This is a genomic window from Paraburkholderia sp. AV2 (assembly GCF_054968425.1).
On sequence record NZ_JBANLK010000010.1, the window covers coordinates 131,155 to 148,499 of the forward strand.

The window sequence follows — 17,345 nt, forward strand, 5'->3', positions numbered from 1 at the left end:
AAAACGCCGCGAGCGGCGGCGCACTACGGCGTATTGAGTTAGGAAATCGAAGTTTCGTGCGAATCGGTAACGATTCAGAACTTCGGCTGTTCCTTCGGCGGGGTGTACGGCGTCTTACCGTCACCGAAGAAGCGCCGATTCGTCGCCTCGGCGACGCGATTGCAGAGTTCGTCGCCCAGCTTGGCGCGATCCGTCTTGCACTGCTCGCGCAACTCTTTCAACCGTGCTGGATTGGCTGCAAGAGCCTCCACCGTCTCGGTTGGGGGAGCCTTGCCGCAGGCGGTCAGCGCCACGGCGAGCGTAAACAATGTGATCCTGTTCACGATTCGATTTCCTCCGAAGCATCGAGGTCAGGTAGTGCAGCAGGCTTCTTCGCAAGAGGCAACTCAATGGCGCTTATCCTTTCGACAAAGCGAGCCAGTGCCTCGGTTGGCTCGTTGTCCAAGCGCAGCAGATACGTGGTCAATATTGGCATTCGGCCAGCTAGAGGCCGAGCTACCACGCCTGGTTCGCGGCTGTTGGCGATTTGCGAGGCGCCAGCCAATCCCAAAGCGAAGCCAGCGGCAACCAGAGCCATCATCAGATCGGTGGAAACCACTCGTTCGGCGATCAACGGCTCTTGGTCGGCCTTCCGCAGCACGCGCTCTATCTGGCGCACATAGCCTTCGCACATTTGCGGATCTCCAAGAACCAACGGATAACGCAGCAGTTCCTCCAGAGGGATACGCTTGTATTTCAGCAGAGGATGACGAGCAGGAACCGCCACCACCAGGGGATCGGTCCAGACGGATTCGGCAATGATGCCATCGCCGACTTCATCCGACCGTGCGAACCCTACGTCGTACAAGTCTTCGTGCAATCCCTTGATCTGCTGTGCTAATGGAACTTCGGACAGGCGTATCTCGATCTCCGGCTCCTCTTGGCGGCACAACGCCAGGAAAGTCGAGAAGCGCGACGGCGGGATGCCGTCCGAAAGCGCAACACGCAACTGACCATGAAAGCCGTTGGCGGCAGCCCTCACACTGTCGCGCGCCTGCTGCAACACGGTGAACACGCGCGGCACATGCTCCAGGAATAAGGTACCTGCACGAGTCAGGCGAGTACTGCGCGTGGTGCGCACAAAGAGCTGGACGCCAAGGTCTTCTTCCAGCTCCTTGATCGCGCGCGATAGCGGCGACTGTTCAATGTGCAGTCGCTCCGCGGCTCGCGCGAAATGCAATTCTTCGGCGACCGCAAGGAAGCAGCGTAGATGACGTAGCTCCATCACGATGCCTCCTTGGTGTAGGTAATTGTCCGGAAGTGTATTTATCGATTCAGATTCGTCATTTCCGCAGCGAAGTAGCGGTCGCCTTCAATCTGCGACGACGCAACGGATTCGATGGCCTTGAGTTCGTCTGTTCCGAGGGAAATTGCCGCTGCCTGAATGTTTTCGTCCAGGCGTGATTGCTTGGTGGTTCCGGGGATCGGAACAATCCACGGCCGTTGCGTGAGCACCCATGCCACCGCCAGTTGCGCGGGCGTGACGCCCTTGCCAGCCGCGATCTGTTTCAGCGTTTCCACCAGCGCCATGTTCTTGCGCATCGCGTCGGGCTGGAACCGCGGCAGCGCGCTGCGGAAGTCGTTGCTGTCGAACTTGCTATCCGGCGTCATCGAACCCGTCAGGAAACCACGCCCCAAGGGGCTGTAGGCGACGAAACCGATACCCAGCTCTTCCAGCACCGATAACAGTTCATGTTCCGGCTCGCGTGCCCACAGCGAATATTCCGTTTCCAGCGCCGCCACCGGATGAACTGCATGTGCGCGACGGATCGTATCGATACCCGCCTCGGACAGACCGAAATATCGAACCTTACCTGCCTTGACCAGATCACCCACAGCACCAGCAACATCTTCGATGGGAACGGAGGGATCGACTCGGTGCTGATAGAAAAGGTCGATGTGGTCCGTGCGCAGGCGCTTGAGCGCAGCATCCGCAGTCGCTTTGATGTGATCGGGACGACTATTCAGGCCAAGCGGAACTGGCCCTCCGTTGGGGTCGAGGTCAAACCCGAACTTGGTGGCGATCGTCACCTGATCCCGCACGGGTTCCAGTGCTTCACCGACTAATTCTTCGTTGATCTTCGGGCCATAGACCTCGGCGGTGTCGAACAACGTCACGCCACGCTCCACGGCGTAGCGAATGAGCGCAATCATCTCGCCCTTGTCTTTCGCTTCGCCATAAACCGAATTCATCCCCATGCAACCGAGGCCGATTTCGGAAACGGTCAGGCCGCTACGGCCAAGTGCTCGCATTTTCATCTTGAACTCCAGTCATCAAATCAGGTGGTGTTGCGCCCGTGCAAAGTTGGCCGATCGCAGAGGAATCCAACGGAATGTCGTGTTCCCCCGGCTGCGCCTTCACGACATCCCGGAGTGGCATCAAAGACCCATCGGCCTACCAAGACTTAAACAGTCTACGAGCCAAATCTAGAATCATTAATACTTGTTAGTGCCAAAAATCTGCGCAATAATCCCAAAATGCGAGTCGATCCTTTATCTGAAATCCTCACGCTGGTTCGGGCCAGACACATCTTGTCAGGCGACTTTTGGGCCGGTGGGGCGTGGGCAATCCGCTTCCCGGTGCCGGATGCTGCGAAGTTCGCTGCAATCGTGGAAGGCGCCTGCTGGCTGAGACTGGAAGGGCTGGACTTGCCCCCCGTGCGCCTGGAGACGGGCGACGTCATTCTGTTGAATGGACGCCATGCATTGATCATGTCCAGCGAGTTGGACATCGAACCCACGCCCTCGGAGACCGTGTTTGCCGACGTGGAAGCCGATGGCATCGCGAAGTGGAACGGGGCCGACGAGTTCTACAACATCGGTGGGCACCTCGAACTGGACGATACCTGCGCGAATCTGTTGCTCGACGCCCTGCCGCCGCTGATTCATTTGCATGCGAATGCCACCGGGGCATCGGCACTGCAATGGATGCTCCATCAACTGATTGGCGAGATGACCACGGAGCGCCCCGGCACCATGCTGGCTTCCTCCCAACTCGCCCAACTGATGCTGGTGCACATCCTTCGCGGCCATCTCGACGCCGAAGGCGCAACGCCTCCGGGTTGGTTACAGGCACTACGAGATAAGCGCATTACAACCGTACTCCGACTTATGCACGGCGACCCGTCTCATCCGTGGGTACTGGAAGACCTCGCAAAAGCAGCAGCCATGTCGAGAACTAACTTCGCGCTTCGCTTCAAGGAACTGGTCGGTGTCGCCCCACTGACTTATCTTGCCCAATGGCGTATGCGTCTCGCCGTGCGTGCCCTGATCGAAAAAGACGATCCACTTTCGGATCTGGCTCTGTCGCTGGGCTATACGTCAGAGAGTGCATTCAGCAATGCTTTCAAGCGTATCGTTGGGATTGCCCCCAAACGCTATCGCTCCCAGGCGATCAAAGAAGCCGCTGCACAACAGCGGCAAGCGAACTAGGCTGTTGGGGCGGCAACGGTGTTGAGCGTACCGTGATTTTCTATAAATCAGGGCGTGGACGGGCGGCTATCCGTCCAGTCGATGATGAGCTTGCGTTCGGCGAATAGCCAATGACCATCCTTGCGAACGATGGTGTCGTAGTAACGAATGCCCATCACCAACAACATTCGCTTTCCGTTCTCGGTCCAGAAGTGGTGCGCGAGCGTATAGCTCTCGTTGGTTGCATGGTCACCATTGATCTGAACCGTGCTCTGGCCGTTGACGTGCATGGTCACGGCATATTTCTTCAGCGCGTCGCCAATGCCGGTTTCGATCTCCTTTCGACCGTGCAGCACCTGCGCCGGCTTGCTGTCTTTGCCGGGTTCCGACATATAGACTTCGACCACACCGTCATCCGTGAACAGCGCCGCCTGTGCAGCCGGCAATTTGCGATCGGCGTCATGTGCCCACGCGTCAATCAGTTCGCGGATAGCCAGGCGATCGGCTGCCTCGCCGGTAAGAGTTGTCTTGCTCATGGCATTTCCTTGCAAAGAGGCTTGAAAGCCGGAATCGTCAGTCGGCCCGGCAAACGACGGTGCCGCCGCCGCGCTCCAGACAAGCAGTACGAGCACGGCCTTTGACAGAAGGTAACGCCCTGCATGACGTGTATAGAACATCTTGTGATCCACTCTCATTAGTGTGCGAGGATTTCGGGTGGGTCTGCCGTATCACTGAGCCGTGTAGCCGCCATCGACAGGCAGTGCGATGCCGGTGACGAAGCTCGATTTGTCCGATCCGAGCCACAGCACGGCATCGGCGATCTCCGACGGCTCGGCGATTCGGCCGATGGGGTGTGCGGCAACCAGCACCTTGCGCAGTTCGGGATTTTCCTCGGTCATCTTTGCGATAAGCGGGGTATTGACCAGCGCCGGGCACACCACGTTGATGCGAATGCCTTTCGAGGCATAGTCAAGGGCCGCGCTGCGCGTAAGCCCGAGTTCCGCAGTCTTGGAGGTGGAATAGCCCACGTAGCCGGGCTGGCCGATAAGACCCGCACCAGAGGAAATGTTGATGATCGAACCGAAGCCTTGCCGAACCATCTGCACCAGTTCGTGCTTCATCGAATAGAACATGCCTCGCACGTTGACCGCGAGCATGTCCTCGAAAATCTCGTTCGGGTATTCGGCCGTCGGGTAGGTCTGGTTGCCACCGTCGATGCCTGCGCTGTTCACGGCTACGTCTAGTCGGCCGCTCTCGCCGATGGCGACAGCCACCGCGGCTTGCACTGCCGCTTCATTGGTGACATCGCAAATGGCATAGCGCGCTTTTCCCCCTTGGGCTACGATCTCCGAGACGGTATCGCGCAGCGTGTTTTCGCTACGGCCCGCGATCGTAACAGTGGCGCCCTCGGCCGCGAAGGCAAAAGCAGTAGCCTGGCCGATGCCGGTGCCGCCGCCTGTGACAAAAATCGTCTTGCCCTCAAAAAGTCTCGTCATAACGTATTTCCTTCTATGGTGTGAAAGTGACCGACACCAGCTATTCGATAAAGATCATTCAACACGCAGCACGAATGGAGTTGTTCTGATAGGAGCCGTTAACAACCAGAACAGCCATCGAATTTGCGGCATATAGGTTGCCGTTTGTTTATGCAGCAACTGGCAACGTGCCGAATGCTCGATCCTTATAAGTTGTTCTCGGCATCTTCAAGGCTGACTGCGGTTAGCTGCTCGCTTAATGCCCACAGCTTTCGGGCCGTATCGTGGTCGATAGCCCAAGGGTTCACACCTGCAACGATTGGGTGACCTACTCGCGGCTCGGCCACATCGCAATCCTCGCAATACAAGCCACCCATGCCGTCAAGTTGCGGACTGGTTGCACACCAGACACTGGTTGCTGCACCTTGTTGCGGGTTCTTCATTCCTTGAGCAGGATCGACAATGGCATTACCTTCCGCGTCAGCGATGCCAGATGCGATAATTTCCTCTGCGGACATAAAGCGCGCGATGTCGGTCAGAATCCGACCAGGATGAACCGCAAAGGCTCGTACACCCTGATGCGCTCCTCTGCGATCAAGTTCAACGGCGAATAAGACGTTGGCCGTTTTGGATTGCCCATAAGCAACCCAAGGATCGTATTTCAGATGCTCGAAATTCGGATCGTTTAGATCAACTGATGAAAAGTGGTGGCCTTGCGAGGAGACAGCAACCACGCGCGCACCTTGCGCTTTGACGAGCGCCGGCCACAAACGACAGGCCAGTTGGTAATGCCCCAAGTGGTTCGTACTGAACTGTGACTCATACCCGCGAGAATCCCGCGTCAACGGGTTCGCCATGATGCCCGCGCTGTTGACCAGAATATGCACTGCGGAATTACGCGAAAGCACTCTCTTGGCAAAAGCGTCAATCGAAGCCGGATCTTGCAGATCCATCGGTTCGACTGAAACCCCTGATACATGGCGCAAAGCCGCCATCGCTTTGCCTATGTCACGAGCGGGAACGATGACAGTCGCGCCCGCCGTGGCAAGTGCTTCGGCCGTCGGCAGTCCAATGCCGGAATAGCCACCGGTGACAATAGCGGTCTTACCGGCAAGGTTGATCCCACGCAGAACATCGTCTGCGGTTGAGGCGGGGCCGAAGCCGGAGCCAAGAGGTTTTTGCGCTGAAGCCAAGGGAAGCCCTCCTATGAAACTTCAGCTAAGGTACATCGAAGCCGCCGAACACTTAATGCTTATAAGTACCTTTTATTTGCGCAATCGTCCCATTTTTGGCGGATGGGAGATCGAGCTAGAGCTGTGGCCCACGTTGTCGCCCAATCTCCCAAGACACGCCTCCGCCGCGGACCGTCGCGGCGAGCTGCTGCCCCAGCCGCTGTTCGATTACCGGCCTCCAAGGCACCAGCGAGAAGCCCATCCCGTCATCGAGCATGGCGTAGCACCCGCTGGCGAGCATGACGGAGCGCCGGTAGATGCCGGCCACGCGCTGCCCGTCGGCTACGGGCCGATGCTCCAGGCTGGTTTCGGCGGCTATGTCCTGTGCGGCCTTCACCAGCTCGCGCCCGCGCAGCGTCGCCAGCAGGTTTCGCGCGAGAACGACACGCTGCCCGCGATGCTCGGCCAGCCCCTGTTCGGCCAAGAAGTCCGCGCGTTGGCGTAGCGCATCCTTGACCTCGGCCCCAAAGCCCAGGTCGCCCAATCCCTTGCCGCCGATCAACTGCTGGTCGAGCCAGGTGGCACCGACTACACGCGCCTGCCGCTCGATGGGCAGGTGAGATTTCAGTTCCACCGCCACGCCGCCGCCGAGCCGCTGCGCGTCGTATTGGCGGCCTCGTTCGGCCAGGTCGCCGGGGACGCGCCAGACGCCTTCGGCCTCGCGCTCCACGATGCCGGCGCGGCGCAGGGCTTCGAGCCGCCGCACGTGCCCGGCCACGACCTCGTGCGGGTCGCGGCCGGGCATGGCCTGTCCTTGCGCCACGGCCAAGTGATGATCGGTGCGGTACACGCCATCGACGGCCAGCGTGGCGATGTTGCGGTCGGCAGCGCGCACGTCGGCCGCACCTTTGACTTCCACCACGGCGCCGGTCGGGTACTGCTCCAGCTCGGCGCGCGGCGGCAACGTGATGTAGTGCGCCTTGCCGTCTGTGCCATCGACGATCAGATAGCCTTTGTCGTACAGCTCGTCAGCCAGCCCCTTGCCGGCGACGCGGCCGACGATGGCACGGCCATCCTCGCCGGGCTGGAACACGGCCAGTTCGCGCTGCTTGCCGCTCATGGCACGTTGCATGGTGCGGATGATGTCGCCGCGCTCGCCCATCGCCTGCAGCGTCGGCTCAGCCTCGGCATGGATAGCCCATGTGCCGGCCTGCTGCTCGGTCGCCAGGCCCATACGCTGCAAGCGTTGCAGGCGGCCGATCAGCGCCTGCCGCTGACGTTGCAGCCGGGGTTCGACGAAGCGTTCGACGCGCACCAGGCCATCGTCGCCGGCCTCGCGCTGCAAGGTGCGATCCAGACCCGTCCACCGCTCTTGATCGACTTCGCGCTGCATGGCGCGCTGCATCTCCAGCTCGGTACGTGGCCCCATCCATTCCGTAGCCAGTTCCGACGCCCGGCGTCGCATCCCCTCGGCGATGTAGTCGCGGGAAATGATGAGGTCTTTGCCGGTGTCATCCTTACCGCGTAGGACGACATGTGTGTGCGGGTTGTCGGTGTTCCAGTGATCGACCGCAACCCATTCCAACCGCGTGCCCAAGTCGGCCTCCATGCGCGCCATCAGGTGCCGGGTGTAGGTGCGCAGGTCGTCGAGCTGTTCGGCATCCTCCGGCGAGACGATGAACCGGAACTGATGCCGGTCGCCTTCGCCGCGCTCCTTGAACGCTTCGAGGTCGGCATCATCGGTCATCGGCCCGTAGGCATGGCCCGGCCCGCCTTGGCGATCGACGCCTTCGCGCTCGATGTAGCGCAAGTGCGCGGCGGTCGAGCGCGGCCCCGCCTGCGCCAGATTGACCAGCCTTGCCTTGATCATGACGCGCCGGGCGTTGGCCCCAAGTCCTCGGCCCGCGAAGCGCGCGGCAACGTGGCCGCGGCCCAACCGGGAACCGGGGCGCTGGCCGACCTTGCCCGCCGCCTTGCCGAGCTTGGCGCCGGCCTTGTTGGCTTGGCGCAGCACCTTGTTGACGAAGGCATCGCCACGCTGCTTGGGCGCACCAGGTCGAACGCGGAAACGGTCGTCGTCACGCTGGCTCATGGCGTGGCTCCATCCAAGACCAGCGCAGTCCAGCGGACGAAGCACGCGCTTTCGTCAACGCCGATGCGGCGTTGCGCACCTTCGCGGCACGCTGCCGCCCCGTGGCGCGTGCCGCGCTCCCCCCATGTGCAGACAAGGTTTTCGAGCGGCCATGTGCCGCGAGCTTTTATCTTGCCTTCCGCCTTTGCCCTACGCTGACGCTTCAGGCATCGGCGGCCCGGCGGCGCAGTGCTGCTTGCAGCCTGCGCGCCGGGGAACGCCGCCACGGCCATCAGCCGGGCGCGTTCAAGGCAAGATGCCTGCACGGGGGAAAGCGTCGCCGGATGTTGCGCGACGTGCAACGCGGATGCGCTTGCACGACACGCGCGACGACACGGCGACGGCAAGCAGGACGACACGCCGGATGGCACGATGAAGCGCAGCGAATCGGCGGCCATCATCGGCGTGTCTCCAGCCAGACCGGATGCGCGACACCGATCACGGTGGATGCGTTGACCGGGCCGAAATAGCGACTGTCGAACGACGCCGGATTGGTCACGCTCAACAGGAACAGTTCGCCCGCTTCGAGGCGGCGGCACTGTTGCCAGGATGGCAGCGGCCGGCCCAGCCGGTCGGTACGCAGCACGGCGGCCGAAGGCACGCCGTCGATGCGGACGATGCCGCCCGCGATGCACACCTCCTGCGGCGCAATCGCACCCACGCGCTTGAGCAGCGGTACGCGCACCGGCAGGTAGCCGCGTTGCGCTGCGAGCGTACCGGCTTCGGCTGGCAGCGGCACCAGCACGATGCTGTCCACGGACAACGGACGTGGCAGCGAGGTGGTACGCGGATCGAACGGGTCGATGCGATACCAGCCGACCGCTACGCTGTCGGACGGGTTGTAGGTCAGGCGCGGCAGCGGCGACACGAAGGACGCCCAGGCCAGCGCAGCGAAGCCGATGGCCGCCAGTGTCGCCACGACGATGCGAGCGCGCCCGCGCGAGCGAGGACGCGGCGGGACGACAGGTGCGGGAATGGTCCTCATGGCAGCGCCTTCCCGGCCAACCAAGCGGCGTGCCGCTCGGCGGTGTACGGCGGCAACGGCAAGCGCGCAGCGAGCCGGTTGCCGAGCGTGCGCCAGTACGCGGGCGACGCATCGGCGGGCGCGATGCCTTGCGCCTCGATGGCGTCGAGTTGCGCCAGCACGGCGCGCACGGCGGGTTCGCCTTCGGCGTGCAACAGCAGGCGCGCGCACGGCAGTACGCCGGGGATGCGCTGCGCCGCGTCCAGTGGCGTGCAAGCCTGCATCACCATGAGCTGCCAGCGGATCGTGCCGTAATCGTTGGCGTGCCAGCGGATGCGGCAGAACATGGCGCCCGGCAGGAACACGGCGACGCGCCGCCAGCGGTCGAGCAGGATGATGCGCGCCGGCTCGCCGAAGCGCAGATACACGTCGATGCGCTGCTCGATATAGGCGAGCGAGACGCGCGTCAGCGGTGCGATGCCGGCTTGGCCGGCGAACACCGCAAGCGATGGCGGCGGCGCAGCCGTGGCCGCCAGAGCGGATGCGTTCATGGGGTTTTCTCCGGGAACTCGCGTTCGAGCAGTGCGCGTAGCAGTTCGGCCACCGTCACGCCCTGCGTGAACGCAGACACCTTGATGCGCGCCCGCATCGCGGGCGTGATGTCGAGGGTCAGGCGCGCGGTGTAGCGGTCGCCCTTGTTGAGCGCATCGGCGTCGCCCTGGCGAATCCACGCTTCGGCGTGCGGATTCGCCGGCGGACGTGCGCCGATGCCGATGCGTTTGCCGTTGCGCTGGCTCATGTCGGCCACCGCAGCAGCTCGTCGGTGAGTGCGGTGATCTCGCGCGCGGCGGCGCTGTCCGGTGCCGTCTCGCGTGCGAGCCGGCCAGCGGCCACGCTGTCAGCGAACACGATGCGCTGATGCACTTCCGAGCGCAGCACCGGCAGCGGTTGCTCGGCGAGCGCGCCGCGTGCCTCGCGGCCGATGATGGTGGTGCTGATGCGCCGGTTGACGACGAACGCCGCGCGCAGCGCAGGCCGGAACACCTGCGCCTCGCGGATCAGCGCGACCATCTCCGACGACGCCCACAAGTCGTAGGGGCTGGGCTGCACGGGAATCAGCACGCGCTCTGCCGCCAGCAGCGCGGAGCGCGCCAAAGCGGCGATGCGCGGCGGGCCGTCGATGACGACGTGATCGGCGCGGCGGGCCAGCTCCGGCGCCTCCTGGTGCAGCGTCTCGCGGGCGAGGCCCACGGCGCTGAACAGCCGTGGCAAGCCTTGCTGGCTTCTGCGCTGCGTCCAGTCCAGCGCCGAGCCTTGCGGGTCGGCATCCAGCAGGATGACCGACTGCCCGCGCATCGCCAGTTCGCCGGCGACGTGCGTGGCGAGCGTGGTCTTGCCGACGCCGCCTTTCTGGTTGAGCAGCGCAACGATCATGGCGCGGCCCTCGCGGTTGGAAGGCCGGCCGGAGCGTGCCGTTTCGTGGTTGTCCACCGAAACGGCGCGCTCTTACCAAGAGTTAGGTTTCTTGAGTTAGGAGAGTTAGAGACTGCCGAAACCCGCGCCGCTATTGGCTTTGCGGCGATTTCGCACGCCTGATAGCACGATAGGAACACGCCCGATAGCACGAGTCCGGGCACGCCTGATAGCACGAGGCCATTCACAGCTTGTCCCGCAGTTGTCCCCGTGCCGTGTGCAGCACGGGCCGGAAGGTCAGCAGTTCGGCGTTGCTGCCCGGCATCCGCTCGATGCCGAGCACGTAGCCGGGCAACGATTGCCGCGCGACCAGCGCGCGCAAGTCGCAGGCGAAGTCGTAGGGCTTCGCCGTGCTGCCCGACTTGCGGTGCAGGTGCCGGAAGTCGAATTGCCAGCCGCCGGGCTGCTTGCCGCCGTGCTTGCGCACCAGCCGGTACAGCCACCGCTCGATGCCGCCGGTGAGACGGAAGTACGCCGGGTCGATGGTCAGCACCAGCGCGGCGTCGAGCACGCCGGCATAGAACCAGTCCGGCAGGATCAGCTCGATGCCCAGCGGCGTGCCGCGGGCGTCGGCCAGTTCCTTCCACTCGTTGATCCACGAGAAGCGATGCAGACGCCGCCCGGTCGTTTCGCGGATGGAAGTCGCCACGGTCGTCGATTGCAGCCGGTCGAGCGCCGCCTTGAGGCGCTGGTAGTCGCGCAGCGACACGCCGCGCCCGATGAAGCGCAGGATCTCGTAGGGCGTGGCGTGCATCAGGCGCGACGGCCGCAGGCCCGCGTCGCGCGCTTCCACGATCTGCGAAGCCGCCCATATCAGCACGTCCGCATCCCAAATCGTGGCGATGCCGTGTTCCTGCGTGCCCTCTACGCGGATCGTGACGTTCCCGCTGCGGAAGTCGATCGGCGCCGTGCGCCGCGACTTCGCCAGCGAGAAGAACGGAAAGGCCATCAAGTCCTGGCTGTCGCGCGGCGCCAAGCCGTCGCCCGGCAGCGCGCGGAACAGGTCGAGCTGTTCCCGCTCCCGCGATGGGCTGGACGTGACGACGGCCACCGGCGAGCCACCGATCAGCGCGCACGGCTGTCGGCCGAGTGATGCTCGGCATATTCGGGGTCGGACGTGGCCTCGAAACTGTGCTGGTCGGCCCAGGTATCGAGGTCGGCCACCGCGTACATGACGCGGCGGCCGAACTTGCGGAACTTCGGCCCGCCGCCGATCACGCGCTGTTTTTCGAGCGTGCGCGGCGACAGCCGCAGGTACTCGGCGGCTTCGTCGTTGGTGAGGTAGCGTTGGGGTTGTGCGGGCGTGGTGACGGCAGCGGCAGCAGGCCGCAAGGGTGCGGGTCGCATCGAGTGAACCTCCATCGGTGAGAAGCGCCGGCGGCACCAGCGCAGCCGGATGGAGGCAGTCTCAAGATAGCGATGCGTTGCGCAGAGGGTCGTTTTGCAGCGAAGGCAAAGCGACCCTCTCCACGTCATTCGATCTGTGCAAGGCGGCGGTAGCCGCCGCGCATCAGCGATCGGCCGCGACGCACGAGGCGGCGCACGCGCGAGCGCAGGCCGCCGTCTGCATACCAGCCGGCGGCCACGGCTTCGGTGCCGAACAGCCCTTCGGCGGTTTCGCGCAAGGACGCACCCGCGAGGGTCGCGTCGAGCGCCTGCAAGGTGTGCAGTTCCAGCAGCGCGGCGGGTGTGGGCCGCGAGCGGGCCGCTGCCGCAGGCACGGCCGCGTCCACCATCGCCAGCTTGTCCAGTTCAGCCGTGATCGTGCGGTAGCTCGCGCAAGCCGCGGCGCACGCGCGGACGGCGTAGAGGTAGGCCATGCCATCGGCCAGGCCCGGCGCGAGGGCGAGCCGCACGCAGCAGCCGGGCCAGTGTGCGGTCAGCACGAGGCGCTTGCCATCGTGGATCAGGTGCTTGCGGCCGGGGATGCGCCAAAACTCGAAGGCATTGGCCTCCGGCGGCGGGTCGGCATCCGGGTAGAGTTGGAGCACGCCGTCGTGATCGGGGAACCAGGCCGGATGTGCGTCGCGCGCATCCAGCACCGGGTCTTCCAGCAGGCGCAGGCCCCAAGCCTGCGCCGCCTCTGGCTGTCGGCGACGGTGCAGCCAGTCGCGCCGGTAGTCGGGATGCCGGCGCAGGTACTCCCAGGCCAGCGCAGGGCCATCGAGATGCAGCACGTACAGGTACGCGGCGGTGGGATACCAAGTGTCGGTGCTTCGATCAGCCATGACGCGGCCTCCTGTTCAACAGGAACGTCGCCACGGGCGTTGAAAACGGGAGCTATGGCATCAGCAACATCAAAGCGCCATCAAAGTAGACGTAGACTCAAACTGTAATGAGGGGTGTCAAGACCGAATAGCTCCGAAGCCTTGCATAAGTCGTCCGAGTGCGACGACTGCGCAGCACGAGAATGGCGCGCAGCATCGGGTACCCTGCCGCAAGTCGCGTCGTGCATCATGTCTTTTTCGGTCATGCCCGCACCCGCTTGGTGCAAGAGTTCCGATTAAGACCGTCGCCGTCTTGTGCCAGATCGAGAACGACACAATGCGCCCCAATTAGTCGGGAATGGAACCATCGCGCTGCGCGAGTAGCACGTATTCCGATAGCGGCCGCGCGGCGTGGAAATACACGTCGCGCTGGATGGGCTGGTGCTGCGGCCCGACGATGCCGGCCAGGTCGGACAGCTTGACCGTCCCCAGCGCCGGCATTCCGATGCCGATGTCGATCAGCCCCCAAGCGGTATCGCCATCCGCGGGGTCAAGCGCGGCCAGCAGCCAGGCCGCGTGCGCGTCCGGGGTGAACAATCGCACGACCGGCAACGGGTCGATGCCTTGACCGGCCGCGCGTGCCTCGCCGACGGCGAGCAGTTGCGCGCGCTGTTCGACGGTGACGAGCGGCTGGGTCATGGCCGGAAATCCCACGAAACCGACGATGCACGGATGCGCTTTGCCGACAAGACGCGGAAGCGTCGAAGCGGATGCGTGTTTTCGTGCGGAAGCACGAAGGCGCAAGCTGTCGAATCCGTACAAGCACGGAAACGCAGAAGCGGCATTGTGCGGGTCAGGAAAGACACGGATGCGGTTCCCCGATTCTGTCGGAATCTGCCGATGCGGATTTCCGTAAAGACACGAATACGGAAATCAACATCGCCAAATGAACACTATAGATTGTAGTCCTATAGGGCGCAATCGGCTGTCATCTTGGTTTTCTCAGGGAAACCATCGGTGGCGGCTAAGCACTCATTGGCAAAGGCGATCAGGACGGTCAGGAAAGCGCGCGGCTTGAGCCAGGAAGCGTTCTCCGACGTGTCCAGCCGCACCTACATGAGTTCGCTGGAGCGCGACCAGAAAAGCCCGACCATGCACAAGCTAACCGAGCTGTGCGAGGTCATGGAAGTGCATCCGCTCACGCTGCTGACATTAGCCTACGCCGGCGACAGCGCTCGCAAGACTGACGAACTTCTGTCGCAGGTGCGACAGGAGCTAGAAGTCATCGCGCAAAGTGGCGTACAACCTCGTCAGAAGAACCGTTGAAAAAACACTGTTGATGAGCCTACCCCTTGTAGATACGTTTTCCCCTCCCTACGAAGCTTGGGAAACGAGAGATGCCACGCTTGAAGAAATCCAGGCAGCAGGAAATTTCCACCTGCGTGTCAAAGTTGGGTTGATAGCATCCATCGCTAATGCTTACGACGCTGCCACTTACATGGCAAAGGTCGGCGCTGACAATGGTCTTGAAAACTATATCGACGGTGTTTTGGACAACAACGCCGCATACAAATCTTGGGGGCAAGCTATGCCATCCAAGACACCCAGCGAACTTTCCAAGTATCAGAAGTCTTACCCGCACTGCGATTTCGAGCAGGTTTCCGCAGAGATAGAAGCGGTCGGCCATGTGCTCAGCGAAGGCCAATGCCTTTTCCACGCAGGGTTGTGGCCCGGTGGTAATCGTGTGGTTGCAGATCGTCCACTTTCCACCTCATTTTGTCCCCAAGTTGCTTTGCGCAACGCAGACCACAGGGGCAAAGGATATGACGCGGGACGGATTGACTTGCTCGTGTTAAGAGCGACCACCCCGAGTACCAAGGTCTTCGCTTACAAGCGGAAAGGCACAAATCTCGGCCATGAAAAGGAAGCCGTGTTTGCCGCCGGCGCAGAAATGTCGTTGAGATCGACTGCCTTGATTAATACAGACTATCCGGCTGGCAAGTATGGATTCCCTGACAAGCGAATATCCGTTTGCGTTCTTGCCGTCGATATTTCGTAGTCAGCTTTAGCCGACAAATGTCTAAAAGAGGTTGAAGGCAGCAACGCTGCGTGACGTGCTGCGTCAGCAGCACGGCGCCCCGTCGCAATGAGCGGGGCGCCGTGGGCGGCCGTCAGGCCGCCTGTGGCTTGCTGCGCGACCAGATCAGGTCGTGCGTGCCGTTCTCGCTTTCGATCAGGCGGGCATAGACCGTTGCCGGGAACGAAGGATCGTCGAGGGTCACGGACAGGTAATCCCGCCCGGCCTCGCTGGTCTTCTTCCACGCCGCGCCGATGTCGTGGCCGGCCGCCTGAAGGCGGAAGTCGGGGGCGTTCTCCTTGTCGCCCTTGTCGTTGGGAACCAGCTTGACCTTGACATTGAGCGTCAGGGTGCGGAGCGTGCCGGTGAAGCCGTCTTTCTCTGCGGTGAAGGTGCCGATGTTAGCCATGATGTTTTCTCCTTTCGGGTTGAACAAGGTCGCGCCAGTGCGTCCTTGTTGTGAACCGGCCGACGGGGGATGGGCGGGTCGCACCGCTTGCGGTCGAAACGCAGTGGAGAACCTGGAAGCGAAAAGAATTTGTCCCGAGAGGAAGCCGCGTAGCGGCGGGGAAATTGTTTTCGCTGGAAGGTTGCGGCCATGAAGCCCAAGGCGCAGCCGTGCCCTCGCCAGGATTCACGACAAGCCAAGGACGCAGTGGCCGCCCGCTCCCGAAAGGAGATATGGCCGACCTCGGCATCCGCGCATGACGGCTGCACTGGCTCGTGCCCTGACGCGGGCAAGGCCAACACCAACGACAAAGACGAGAATGCCCCTGCCGCCGCAGGCGGCCTCGTGCGTGAAGCGCGGCGTGGAAGCTCCATAGGCAAGGCCGAACGGCGTGTCGGTGAACCGTCCTTCGTGACGAACAGGCGAACCGCCAGCGTCGAGGACGGCACGTTTTCGCACAACCTGTCGCAGCAAGCCGGGGCGTAGCCCCACAAGCCCCGCCTATTGCGCCGGTGGTAGTTGGTCTGAGCCTTCATGGCAAGCGAAGCGCCGCAGGCGTGAGGGATTAAAGCCGAATGGCCGTGACGACGAAGACGGCACGGGGCGTAGCCCGAAAGCCCGACGGCGGTAACGCCGTCACGCCCCCGGATGGAAAGATGTCAGGCTAGATGCCGTTTCCATTCAACCAACTTGCTTCAAGTCTGGCGGAAAAGGTTTCGTAATCCTCATCAAAAACCTTGTGCCCTCTAAAGATCCCAGACTTAAAGAACGCCAAAATATCTTCTTTTGATTTATTGATCTGAAAATCACCAATCCCAGCAACTTTAGAGATATAGACTGAGCATATCTCACCAATAATCGCGAGTACGCTCGCGGCAATTTCGCCTCGGCGATTGAAGTCTTTGTGTATATCCGATGGAATATCTGCCGAATGAACCACACGGTTTCGTATTGAGTTCAAAAGCCTTAGTCGATCCATTTCATCCTTACATGGTTCGCTCGACAGGAACCCTTGGGCAGTCAGAAAACACCGAAGCTTCATCAATGCTGATGGCGTGAAAATTCCAGAAACTCTTGGCAAGGCATCGCCTGCAATTGGCGAATCCCCAAGATCACTGCGAATGACTGCTTCAACTTTTTTTCGCACTCCATCAATGGCCGCACGCTCGTCTTTGCTATAGCCCTGCCCTTCGCTCTTGAACCACCTGGTTGAAATGGAATCTAGCGAAGCACTTGCGTAGCATATTTTCCCAATCATGTCGTTTGTCGAGTTGGAATTAACCATTGCCCATAGAATAGGAAACAAGTCTTCTCGCTGAAGCGAACCCATATCAGGCGAACTAGAGCCAAGGGTGAGAAAGTAATTTCGACCAACAACCGGCTCGCCGTACCAACCCCCTTCAAGACCACTCAATTCCGTATTTTGAAAAACTCGGCGACCTGTTAAGAACGACAACAGCAGGCAAAGATCACCAACCTCAGAGGGATCAATAGAACTACTGGATTGCGGAACGGTATCGCTTGTCGAATAAACTCGTCGGACGGTTGCCGTCTTTGATATTTTCCCAACTTTAGCCGAGGTTTTTGAGACGATGGGATTGCCCTGCGGGCTCCACGTAAAACCAGTAGTGGCGCGACGTGATAATTTGGACGCAGATAGGATATTCGTTTGAGATATTTTTATCTCAAACAAGCCGAAGCGAATCGTTCCCGGCCTGTCGAAGCCATGATCGAAATTGTATAGAGCAAGAGATTTTGAGTATTTCATGCGTTTCGGTGCGGCAACGAAGACATGCAATCTTACGACTGCAATCCTTGGAGCTGGAGCCGGTTTTTCCGTGCCGCGAGCAAAGCACTTTGTACGTTCGCCTCGTCGCCGCTTGGCCGAAGGCGGCGACGGGGCGATTTTGCTGTGGACGCTGAAACCGGGCGCGGCAGACCTGCCGCG

At 61.7% G+C, this 17,345-nt stretch carries 22 protein-coding genes; 4 read left to right on the forward strand and 18 right to left on the reverse strand.

The window, feature by feature from the left end:
- Positions 1 to 74: 74 nt before the first annotated feature.
- From V8683_RS10415 to V8683_RS10425, 3 genes are read right to left on the reverse strand one after another with little or no spacing between them, the layout of a single operon-like run.
- On the reverse strand, positions 75 to 323 hold the full coding sequence (locus tag V8683_RS10415; RefSeq protein WP_411189671.1) for an EexN family lipoprotein: 249 nt from the start codon (positions 321 to 323) through the stop codon (positions 75 to 77).
- Complete coding sequence (locus V8683_RS10420) at positions 320 to 1,264, reverse strand: LysR family transcriptional regulator (RefSeq protein ID WP_411190551.1); 945 nt, start codon at positions 1,262 to 1,264, stop codon at positions 320 to 322. Before V8683_RS10420 ends, V8683_RS10415 begins: the two co-directional genes overlap by 4 nt.
- A 41-nt stretch (positions 1,265 to 1,305) precedes the next feature.
- The gene (locus tag V8683_RS10425) at positions 1,306 to 2,298 is read right to left on the reverse strand and encodes an aldo/keto reductase (RefSeq protein ID WP_411189672.1); all 993 of its coding nucleotides are present in this window, start codon (positions 2,296 to 2,298) and stop codon (positions 1,306 to 1,308) included.
- A gap of 219 nt (positions 2,299 to 2,517) precedes the next feature.
- Between V8683_RS10425 and V8683_RS10430 the strand changes: the two genes are divergently transcribed.
- On the forward strand, positions 2,518 to 3,471 hold the full coding sequence (locus tag V8683_RS10430; protein ID WP_411189673.1) for an AraC family transcriptional regulator: 954 nt from the start codon (positions 2,518 to 2,520) through the stop codon (positions 3,469 to 3,471).
- A gap of 47 nt (positions 3,472 to 3,518) precedes the next feature.
- On the opposite strand, the gene V8683_RS10435 is transcribed toward V8683_RS10430, so the two are convergent.
- The 13 genes from V8683_RS10435 to V8683_RS10495 all read right to left on the reverse strand — a co-directional run bounded on the left by V8683_RS10435 (position 3,519) and on the right by V8683_RS10495 (position 13,571).
- On the reverse strand, positions 3,519 to 4,127 hold the full coding sequence (locus tag V8683_RS10435) for a nuclear transport factor 2 family protein (RefSeq protein WP_411189674.1): 609 nt from the start codon (positions 4,125 to 4,127) through the stop codon (positions 3,519 to 3,521).
- A 51-nt stretch (positions 4,128 to 4,178) separates the two neighbouring features.
- Positions 4,179 to 4,946: an SDR family NAD(P)-dependent oxidoreductase gene (locus tag V8683_RS10440; RefSeq protein ID WP_411189675.1), complete on the reverse strand. Its 768-nt coding sequence runs from the start codon at positions 4,944 to 4,946 to the stop codon at positions 4,179 to 4,181.
- Between the two features lie 185 nt (positions 4,947 to 5,131).
- Positions 5,132 to 6,118, reverse strand: coding sequence for an oxidoreductase (locus V8683_RS10445; protein WP_411189676.1), 987 nt, complete (start codon positions 6,116 to 6,118; stop codon positions 5,132 to 5,134).
- Positions 6,119 to 6,233: 115 nt separating this feature from the next.
- Positions 6,234 to 8,189, reverse strand: coding sequence for a DUF3363 domain-containing protein (locus V8683_RS10450; protein ID WP_411189677.1), 1,956 nt, complete (start codon positions 8,187 to 8,189; stop codon positions 6,234 to 6,236).
- Positions 8,186 to 8,629: a hypothetical protein gene (locus tag V8683_RS10455; protein WP_411189678.1), complete on the reverse strand. Its 444-nt coding sequence runs from the start codon at positions 8,627 to 8,629 to the stop codon at positions 8,186 to 8,188. The genes V8683_RS10450 and V8683_RS10455 overlap by 4 nt, the downstream gene beginning before the upstream one ends.
- Positions 8,626 to 9,213, reverse strand: a complete 588-nt coding sequence (locus V8683_RS10460; RefSeq protein WP_411189679.1) for a S26 family signal peptidase — start codon at positions 9,211 to 9,213, stop codon at positions 8,626 to 8,628. Before V8683_RS10460 ends, V8683_RS10455 begins: the two co-directional genes overlap by 4 nt.
- The gene (locus V8683_RS10465; protein ID WP_411189680.1) at positions 9,210 to 9,743 is read right to left on the reverse strand and encodes a DUF2840 domain-containing protein; all 534 of its coding nucleotides are present in this window, start codon (positions 9,741 to 9,743) and stop codon (positions 9,210 to 9,212) included. Before V8683_RS10465 ends, V8683_RS10460 begins: the two co-directional genes overlap by 4 nt.
- Positions 9,740 to 9,991 carry a chromosome partitioning protein ParB gene (locus V8683_RS10470; protein WP_411189681.1) on the reverse strand — a complete coding sequence of 84 codons (252 nt, stop codon included), beginning with the start codon at positions 9,989 to 9,991 and terminating at the stop codon, positions 9,740 to 9,742. Before V8683_RS10470 ends, V8683_RS10465 begins: the two co-directional genes overlap by 4 nt.
- Positions 9,988 to 10,626, reverse strand: a complete 639-nt coding sequence (gene parA, locus V8683_RS10475; RefSeq protein WP_411190552.1) for a ParA family partition ATPase — start codon at positions 10,624 to 10,626, stop codon at positions 9,988 to 9,990. Before parA ends, V8683_RS10470 begins: the two co-directional genes overlap by 4 nt.
- Before the next feature lie 223 nt (positions 10,627 to 10,849).
- Positions 10,850 to 11,716, reverse strand: coding sequence for a replication initiator protein A (locus V8683_RS10480; protein WP_411189682.1), 867 nt, complete (start codon positions 11,714 to 11,716; stop codon positions 10,850 to 10,852).
- A gap of 14 nt (positions 11,717 to 11,730) precedes the next feature.
- Positions 11,731 to 12,012, reverse strand: a complete 282-nt coding sequence (locus tag V8683_RS10485; protein WP_411189683.1) for a helix-turn-helix domain-containing protein — start codon at positions 12,010 to 12,012, stop codon at positions 11,731 to 11,733.
- Positions 12,013 to 12,137: 125 nt separating this feature from the next.
- Complete coding sequence (locus V8683_RS10490) at positions 12,138 to 12,893, reverse strand: DUF2285 domain-containing protein (protein WP_411189684.1); 756 nt, start codon at positions 12,891 to 12,893, stop codon at positions 12,138 to 12,140.
- A 327-nt stretch (positions 12,894 to 13,220) separates the two neighbouring features.
- Positions 13,221 to 13,571: a DUF2958 domain-containing protein gene (locus V8683_RS10495; RefSeq protein ID WP_411189685.1), complete on the reverse strand. Its 351-nt coding sequence runs from the start codon at positions 13,569 to 13,571 to the stop codon at positions 13,221 to 13,223.
- A 318-nt stretch (positions 13,572 to 13,889) separates the two neighbouring features.
- On the opposite strand from V8683_RS10495, the gene V8683_RS10500 reads away from it, so the two are divergent.
- Together V8683_RS10500 and V8683_RS10505 are read left to right on the forward strand one after the other, a co-directional pair.
- On the forward strand, positions 13,890 to 14,198 hold the full coding sequence (locus V8683_RS10500; RefSeq protein ID WP_411189686.1) for a helix-turn-helix domain-containing protein: 309 nt from the start codon (positions 13,890 to 13,892) through the stop codon (positions 14,196 to 14,198).
- On the forward strand, positions 14,167 to 14,931 hold the full coding sequence (locus V8683_RS10505; RefSeq protein WP_411189687.1) for a hypothetical protein: 765 nt from the start codon (positions 14,167 to 14,169) through the stop codon (positions 14,929 to 14,931). The genes V8683_RS10500 and V8683_RS10505 overlap by 32 nt, the downstream gene beginning before the upstream one ends.
- 112 nt (positions 14,932 to 15,043) lie before the next feature.
- On the opposite strand, the gene V8683_RS10510 is transcribed toward V8683_RS10505, so the two are convergent.
- Positions 15,044 to 15,358, reverse strand: a complete 315-nt coding sequence (locus V8683_RS10510) for a DUF736 domain-containing protein (RefSeq protein WP_411189688.1) — start codon at positions 15,356 to 15,358, stop codon at positions 15,044 to 15,046.
- A gap of 189 nt (positions 15,359 to 15,547) precedes the next feature.
- Here V8683_RS10510 and V8683_RS10515 point away from each other — a divergent pair, with 189 nt between their 5' ends.
- Positions 15,548 to 15,883 carry a hypothetical protein gene (locus tag V8683_RS10515; RefSeq protein WP_411189689.1) on the forward strand — a complete coding sequence of 112 codons (336 nt, stop codon included), beginning with the start codon at positions 15,548 to 15,550 and terminating at the stop codon, positions 15,881 to 15,883.
- A 178-nt stretch (positions 15,884 to 16,061) separates the two neighbouring features.
- Here V8683_RS10515 and V8683_RS10520 read toward each other — a convergent pair.
- Positions 16,062 to 17,345: hypothetical protein (locus V8683_RS10520; RefSeq protein WP_462880628.1), on the reverse strand; the 1,284-nt coding region annotated here is incomplete at its 5' end.